General features: G+C 63.6%; 5 protein-coding genes. All 5 read right to left on the bottom strand.

What is annotated here, in order from left to right:
* Positions 1 to 56: 56 nt before the first annotated feature.
* Positions 57 to 1,619, bottom strand: a complete 1,563-nt coding sequence (gene ahpF / locus IN820_RS17645; protein ID WP_193679040.1) for an alkyl hydroperoxide reductase subunit F — start codon at positions 1,617 to 1,619, stop codon at positions 57 to 59.
* 123 nt (positions 1,620 to 1,742) lie between these two features.
* Complete coding sequence (ahpC, locus tag IN820_RS17640; RefSeq protein WP_193682229.1) at positions 1,743 to 2,306, bottom strand: alkyl hydroperoxide reductase subunit C; 564 nt, start codon at positions 2,304 to 2,306, stop codon at positions 1,743 to 1,745.
* Positions 2,307 to 2,458: 152 nt separating this feature from the next.
* Positions 2,459 to 3,406: a Nudix family hydrolase gene (locus IN820_RS17635; protein WP_193682228.1), complete on the bottom strand. Its 948-nt coding sequence runs from the start codon at positions 3,404 to 3,406 to the stop codon at positions 2,459 to 2,461.
* 144 nt (positions 3,407 to 3,550) lie between these two features.
* A complete protein-coding gene (gene argJ / locus IN820_RS17630; RefSeq protein WP_193682227.1) occupies positions 3,551 to 4,768 on the bottom strand; it encodes a bifunctional glutamate N-acetyltransferase/amino-acid acetyltransferase ArgJ in 1,218 nt (405 codons plus the stop codon).
* A 363-nt stretch (positions 4,769 to 5,131) separates the two neighbouring features.
* Positions 5,132 to 7,870 carry a preprotein translocase subunit SecA gene (gene secA / locus IN820_RS17625; RefSeq protein WP_193682226.1) on the bottom strand — a complete coding sequence of 913 codons (2,739 nt, stop codon included), beginning with the start codon at positions 7,868 to 7,870 and terminating at the stop codon, positions 5,132 to 5,134.
* Between the last annotated feature and the right edge of the window lie 212 nt (positions 7,871 to 8,082).

Below are 8,082 nucleotides of genomic sequence, written 5' to 3'. Positions count from 1 at the left end.
AAAAAGGGAGCGGACTCGCATCCGCTCCCTTTGGTTTTCCGCACCCGCGCCCTGCGTCAGGCCGGCGCTGACGTGCGGATCAGGTGGTCGAAGGCGCTCAGCGAGGCCTTGGCCCCTTCGCCCACGGCGATCACGATCTGCTTGTACGGCACCGTGGTCACGTCGCCCGCGGCGAACACGCCGGGAACAGTGGTCTGGCCCTTGGCGTCGACGATGATCTCGCCGAAGCGGCTCAGTTCCACGCTGCCCTTGAGCCAGTCACTGTTGGGCAACAGGCCGATCTGCACGAAGATGCCTTCCAGTTCGACGTCGTGCACGGCATCGCTGGCGCGATCCTTGTAGGTGAGGCCGGTGACCTTCTGCCCATCGCCCTTGACCTCGATGGTCTGCGCCATCTTCAGCACGGTGACGTTGGGCAGGCTCTGCAGCTTGCGCTGCAGCACGGCGTCGGCCCGCAGTTGCTCGCCGAATTCCAGCAGGGTGACGTGGGCGACGATGCCGGCCAGGTCGATGGCCGCTTCCACGCCGGAGTTGCCGCCACCGATCACCGCCACGCGCTTGCCCTTGAACAGCGGGCCGTCGCAGTGCGGGCAGTAGGCGACGCCACGGCCGCGGTATTCCTGCTCGCCCGGTACGTTCATTTCGCGCCAGCGCGCGCCGGTAGCGAGGATCAGGGTCCTGGCCTTGAGCTCGCCGCCGTTCTCGAACTGCACGCGATGCAGGCCGTCTTCGCCCGCCGGGATCAGTTTGCTGGCGCGCTGCAGGTTCATGATGTCGACATCGTACTCACGCACGTGCTCTTCCAGGGCGCGGGCCAGTTTCGGGCCTTCGGTTTCCTTCACCGAGATGAAGTTCTCGATGGCCATGGTGTCGAGCACCTGGCCGCCGAAGCGCTCGGCCGCGACGCCGGTGCGGATGCCCTTGCGCGCGGCGTAGATGGCCGCCGACGCACCGGCCGGACCACCGCCGACCACCAGCACGTCGAAGGCGTCCTTGGCCTTGAGCTTCTCGGCATCGCGGGCGCTGGAGCCGGTGTCGAGCTTGGCGAGGATTTCTTCCTCGCTCATGCGGCCCTGGGTGAACAGCTCGCCGTTGAGGTAGATGCTCGGCACCGACATGATCTGCCGGCGCTCGACTTCGTCCTGGAACAGCGCGCCGTCGATGGCGACGTGGTGCACGTTGGGGTTGAGCACGGCCATCAGGTTCAGCGCCTGGACCACGTCCGGGCAGTTCTGGCAGGACAGCGAGAAGTAGGTTTCGAAGTGGTACTCGCCGTCGAGCGCCTTGATCTGCTCGATCACCTCGGGCGCGGTCTTCGACGGGTGGCCGCCGACCTGCAGCAGCGCCAGGACCAGCGAGGTGAATTCGTGGCCCATGGGGATGCCGGCGAAACGCAGGCTGATGTTGCCGCCGATGCGGTTGAGCGCGAACGACGGCTTGCGCGCATCGTCGCCGTCGGTCTTCAGGGTGATCTTGTCGCTGAGGCTGGCGATGTCCTGCAGCAGGCTCAGCATTTCCTGGGATTTCTCGCCGTCATCGAGGGACGCGACGATCTCGAAAGGCTGCGTGACCTTCTCCAGGTAGGCTTTCAACTGGGTCTTGAGATTGGTGTCCAACATGATCAGCGGTACCCCACTTACGAATTTCAGGTAATAAAACGCCCGGACGGTTCGCGTCCAGGCGTTGGGCTGCCAGAGGAGCAGTGACAGCTCCTCCAGCACGCAGGGCAGATAGGCGAAGCCTTAGATCTTGCCGACCAGATCCAGCGACGGAGCCAGGGTCTTCTCGCCTTCTTTCCACTTGGCTGGGCAGACTTCGCCCGGGTGAGCGGCGGTGTACTGGGCAGCTTTCAGCTTGCGCAGGGTTTCCGATACGTCGCGAGCGATCTCGTTGGAGTGGATCTCGACGGTCTTGATCACGCCTTCCGGGTTGATCAGGAAGGTGCCGCGCAGGGCCAGGCCTTCTTCGGCGATGTGCACGTCGAACGCATGGGTCAGCTGGTGGGTCGGGTCGCCGATCAGCGGGAACTGCGCCTTGCCAACGGCCGGAGAGGTTTCGTGCCAGACCTTGTGCGAGAAGTGAGTGTCGGTGGTGACGATGTACACCTCGGCACCGGCCTTCTGGAACTCGGCGTAGTTGTTCGCCGCGTCTTCGATCTCGGTCGGGCAGTTGAAGGTGAAGGCTGCCGGCATGAAGATCAGGACCGACCACTTGCCCTTGAGGGACTCTTCGGTGACTTCGATGAACTTGCCGTTGTGGAAAGCGTTGACTTTGAACGGCTGGACTTGGGTGTTGATCAGGGACATCTGCTAACTCCTTTAGGGGTTCAGAAACTTTGACGGGGCCTACGATAACGCAGCTGGCCGCATACGGTTAATTGATTAAGGGAATAAGGAAAATTACTTTTCCCTATCGAAGCTCAAGTAACGAGCGACCCTGTGCCATCGACCGGTAATCGTCATGCAGGTTCAGGCCATAGCGCTCTTATCGCCGCCACGCCCTGCGCGCCCGCTTGCCGTGCATCGGGCAGGTGCACCGATGTCATTCCGCCGAGCATGAAGGCAGGCTGGTTGAAGCCCTGCAACAGCTCCGCCACCCGCGACCACCCCAGCGGACGCGCGCCGGGGTGCGTCGGGGTCGGCAGCACGGGCGACAGCGTAACGAAATCTACTCCCAACTCCGTTGCGATGGCCAGCTCTTCGGCATCGTGACAGGACGCCGCCAGCCATTGCTCCGCCGGAACGGGCCTGCCCTGCCCCGCATGCTGCCGCAGTTGGCCGGCCGTAAGATGCCAGCCGGCTGCCGGAAAATCGGCCGCCCAATCCAGCGGACCCTTGAGCATGAGCTGCGCACGCCCGGCACACAGGGCCAGGGCGTCGGCCGCCAGCGCCCGGTAGTCGGCCCTGGACAAGGACGGTACGCGCAACTGGAACAACCGGATGCTGGCATCCAGTGCGCGCGCCAATCCGTTCAGCAATTGCTGCGGGGAATTGCCGTCAGGGGTAATCAGATAGCGATCCGGCAAGCGCGCGGCGGCGATGATCGGCCGGTTCGCCGCCGGGAAGGCGTAGTCCGGCAGTTGTGCAGGAGCGACCCAGGCCAGCGGCTGGCCTTCGGCGCCGTGCGGCTCGCCGGAGAATGCCGTTACCTCCCAGACATCGAGCAGCACCTGCTTGTCCGGGTAGTCGTGGCGCACCTGGATCAGCGGCCGCGCCGCCGTCACGCCGATGCCCAGTTCCTCCAGCAATTCGCGCGCGAGCGCGGCCTCGACGGCCTCGCCCTCTTCGACCTTGCCGCCGGGAAACTCCCACAAGCCGCCCTGATGCTTGTCGAGCGGACGCTTGGCGATCAGCACGAGACCATCGGCGGAGCGGATGACCGCGGCAGCGACATGGATTCGTTTCATCGTTCAGGTTTCACAGGCCACCTGTGGCTGGCAGGGTTGCGCGCTGTAGGAGCGAGCCATGCTCGCGAACCCCGGCCACTCAGAGTCATCGCGGGCATGGCCCGCTCCTACGAAAGCGTGTCCCCTCTACCACAGCGCCGCTTTTCACGTGCGGTATTCGGCATTGATCCGCACGTACTCGTGCGACAGATCGGTAGTCCAGATGGTCTCGCTGCAGGCCCCACGACCCAGCTCGATACGGATGGTGATCTCCTCCCGGGCCATCACCGCGGCACCCTGCTCCTCGGTGTAGCTGGCCGCGCGAGCACCCTGGCTGGCGATACAGACTTCGCCGAGGTATACGTCGATCCTGCTCACATCCAGGTTCGCCACACCGGCGTAACCCACCGCGGCGAGAATGCGCCCCCAGTTCGGATCGGAGGCGAACAGGGCAGTCTTGATCAGTGGTGAATGGGCGACGGCATAGCCGACATCCAGGCATTCCTGATGATTGCCGCCGCCGTTGACCTGCACGGTGACGAACTTGGTCGCGCCTTCGCCATCGCGGACGATGGCCTGCGCGACCTCCATGAACACCTCGAACACCGCCTGCCTGAGTTTGGCGAACAGTTCGCCGGCCGCCTCGGCGATTTCCGGGAGCGCGGCCTGGCCGGTGGCGATCAGCATGCAGCAGTCGTTGGTGGAGGTGTCGCCGTCGATGGTGATGCGGTTGAAGGACTTGTTCGCCGCGTCGCGCACCAGGTCCTGCAATACATTGCCGGCCACCTTGGCATCAGTGGCGATGTAGCCGAGCATGGTCGCCATGTTCGGGCGGATCATGCCGGCGCCCTTGCTGATGCCGGTCACCGTGACGGTGACGCCATCGTGCTGAAACTGCCGGCTGGCGCCCTTGGGCAGGGTATCGGTGGTCATGATGCCGCTGGCGGCAGCGGCCCAGTTATCCACGGACAGGTCATCGAGCGCGGCCTGAAGCGCGGATTCGATCTTCTCCACCGGCAGCGGCTCACCGATCACGCCGGTGGAAAACGGCAGCACGGCCGTCTCGTCCACCCCCGTCATCGCCGCCAGCGTGGCGCAGGTACGCCGAGCGTCGGCCAGCCCTTGCGGCCCGGTACCGGCATTGGCGTTGCCGGTGTTGGTCAACAGGTAGCGCACCTCGCCGTGCATGCGTTCACGGGTGACGAGCACCGGTGCCGCACAGAAGGCATTGGTGGTCGTCACGCCGGCCACGCGCGCGCCTTCGGCACAGCGCATCACCACCACATCCTTGCGGCCGGGCCGCTTGATGCCGGCGGAGGCGATACCGAGTTCGAAACCGGGAACCGGATGCAGCGTGGGAAGAGGACCGAGACCGACCGCCATGGATGCGCTCCTTGAGACGTTGAATGGCCCCCAGGGCCATGAGGAAAACGGGGATAAAAACGCCGCGAGCGGCAGGAACCGGTCGCGGCGCGGGCTCACATGGAAAGGTCCCGCTTAGAACCTGTTCACGATCTCGCGCGTTAGAGACCTGCAAGGCAAAACAGGCGAGAGACGTAGCGCAGCGGAGTAACAGCCGAAGGCTGGCCCGCAGTGTGAGCGTAGCGAATCAAGCGGAGTTTACTGGTGTAAATGAGCATGACTCACTTCGTTCGCCCTTCGGGCCGCGCGCGTTAGCCGCAAGCGGCTTGCCAAGCCTGTTTTTAACGCAGCAGGGCCGACGCGCAGCAGATCCTGAACAGGCTCTTACTGGACCTGCCCATGACAATGCTTGTACTTCTTGCCCGAGCCGCACGGGCAGGGTTCGTTACGCCCGATCTTCGGCTCGGTGCGCACCGGAACAGTTGCTACGTCGGCCTGGCCTTCGACTTCCGCCTGTTCTTCAGGCTGGTCCAGCGCGGAAACCTCGGCATGCTGGAATTGCATGCGCCGCGCCAGCTCTTCGGCTTCGCGGCGCAGACGCGCCTCTTCTTCCGCCGGATCTTCGCGGCGCACCTGTACATGGGACAGCACGCGGATGCTGTCGCGCTTGATGGAATCGAGCAGATCCTGGAACAGGGCGAAGGATTCGCGCTTGTACTCCTGCTTCGGGTTCTTCTGTGCATAGCCACGCAGATGGATGCCGTGGCGCAGGTGATCCATGGTGGACAGATGGTCCTTCCACAGATCGTCCAGCACGCGCAGCACGATCTGTTTCTCGAAGGAACGCAGCGCCTCGGCACCGGCCATCTCCTCCTTCTCGCGGTACGCCTCGAGCAAGGCCTGCATGATCTTCTCGCGCAGGGTTTCCTCGTAGAGCTTTTCGTCCTCGTCGAGCCACTGCTGGATCGGCAGACGCACGCCGAAATCACTGTAGAGCACCGATTCCAGGCCCGGGATGTCCCACTGCTCCGGCAACGATTGCGGCGGGATGTGCGCACTGATCGCCGTATCCAGGGCTTCCTGGCGGAATTCGGCGATGGTCTGGCCGATTTCGTCGGCGGCCAGCAGGCTGTTGCGCATGTGGTAGATGACCTTGCGCTGCTCGTTGGCGACGTCGTCGTACTCCAGCAGCTGCTTGCGCATGTCGAAGTTGCGCCCCTCGACCTTGCGCTGGGCCTTTTCGATGGCATTGGTGACCATGCGATGCTCGATCGCCTCGCCGGACTCCATGCCCAGCGCCTTCATGAAGTTCTTCACCCGATCGGAGGCGAAGATGCGCATCAGGCTGTCTTCCAGCGACAGGTAGAAGCGGCTGGAACCCGGGTCGCCCTGGCGCCCGGCACGGCCACGCAGCTGGTTGTCGATGCGGCGCGACTCGTGGCGCTCGGATGCGATCACGTGCAGGCCGCCGGCCTCCAGCACCTGCTGATGGCGCTTTTGCCAGTCCGCCTTGATCTGCGCGACCTGCTCTTCGCTCGGATTCTCGAGCGTCGCCACTTCCACTTCCCAGTTGCCGCCGAGCAGGATGTCGGTACCCCGGCCGGCCATGTTGGTGGCGATGGTCACCGCGCCCGGGCGGCCGGCCTGGGCGATGATCTCGGCTTCCTTGTCATGGTGCTTGGCGTTGAGCACCTTGTGCTCGAAGCCCTCCTTGTCCAGCAGGCGCGAGACGTATTCGGACGTCTCGATGGTGGCGGTACCGACCAGCACCGGCCGGCCCTGGGTCCGGCATTCCTTGATGTCCGCGATGATCGCGGCGAACTTCTCTTCCTGGGTCAGGTAGACCAGGTCGTTGAAGTCCTTGCGCGCCAGCGGTTTGTTGGTCGGGATAACCATCACCGGCAGGTTGTAGATCTGCTGGAATTCGAAGGCCTCGGTGTCGGCAGTACCGGTCATGCCGGCGAGCTTCTTGTACAGGCGGAAGTAGTTCTGGAAGGTGGTGGAAGCCAGGGTCTGGCTTTCCGGCTGGATCTGCAGGCCTTCCTTCGCCTCGATGGCCTGGTGCAAGCCCTCGGAGAGACGGCGGCCGGGCATGGTGCGGCCGGTATGCTCGTCGATCAGCAGCACCTGGTTGTTCTGCACGATGTATTCGACGTTGCGATGGAACAGCTTGTGCGCGCGCAGGCCGGCATAGACATGGGTCAGCAGGCCGAGGTTATGGGCCGAATAGAGGCTTTCACCCTCGGCCAGCAGGCCGGCCTGGGTCAGCAGCTCCTCGATGAACTGGTGGCCCTGCTCGTTCAGTTCGACCTGACGGGTCTTCTCGTCGATGCTGAAGTGACCTTCCTGGGTCACGACGCCTTCCTCTTCCTCGATGTGCTGCTTGAGGTTCGGGATCAACTGGTTGATCTGCTGGTAGAGCTTGGAACTGTCTTCGGCCTGCCCGGAAATGATCAGCGGAGTGCGCGCCTCGTCGATCAGGATCGAGTCGACCTCGTCGATGACCGCGAAATTGAGTTCGCGCTGATTCTTCTCTTCCAGGCTGAACGCCATGTTGTCGCGCAGGTAATCGAAACCGAATTCGTTGTTGGTGCCGTAGGTGATGTCGGCGGCATAGGCGGCGCGCTTCTCTGCCGGCGGCTGGAAGGGCGTGACGATGCCGACGGAGAGCCCGAGAAATTCATACAGCGGGCGCATCCAGTTGGCGTCACGGCGAGCCAGGTAATCGTTGACCGTGACCACGTGCACGCCTTTGCCAGCCAGTGCATTCAGATAGACCGCCAGCGTGGCCACCAGGGTCTTGCCTTCGCCGGTGCGCATCTCGGCGATCCGCCCTTCGTGCAGTGTCATGCCGCCGATGAGCTGAACGTCGAAATGACGCATGCCCATCACGCGCTTGCCGGCCTCGCGGCAGACGGCGAATGCTTCAGGAAGGATCTGGTCGAGGGTTTCGCCTTTCTCGAGACGGGCCTTGAACTCTTCGGTCTTGCTCCGCAGTTGCTCGTCGGAGAGCGACAGCATCTGCTCTTCGAGGGCATTGACGGCCTGCACCGCCTTGAGCATGCGTTTGACCTCACGCTCATTCTTGCTTCCAAAGAGTTTCTTCAATAAAGGCGCAAACATATCGACAAAGACTTCCATGCTGGGGATGGAGGCACCGGTCGCGGTTTTCACGACTGCGTGCAAAGCGGCCATTCTACTCGGAAACGGCAGTGATGAAAGGTACCTGACCGCGCAGCGCAGCGACGCAGCAAGAGCGGAGAATCGGGGTCACTGGTCGTCGCCGTCCTGGATCACCAGGGTCTGATCGCCCTGGCTGACACGCCGTGATCGCT

It is taken from the genome of Pseudomonas lopnurensis, assembly GCF_015070855.1.
Classification (GTDB): domain Bacteria; phylum Pseudomonadota; class Gammaproteobacteria; order Pseudomonadales; family Pseudomonadaceae; genus Stutzerimonas; species Stutzerimonas lopnurensis.
This window is presented reverse-complemented; position numbering and strand designations above follow the sequence as displayed.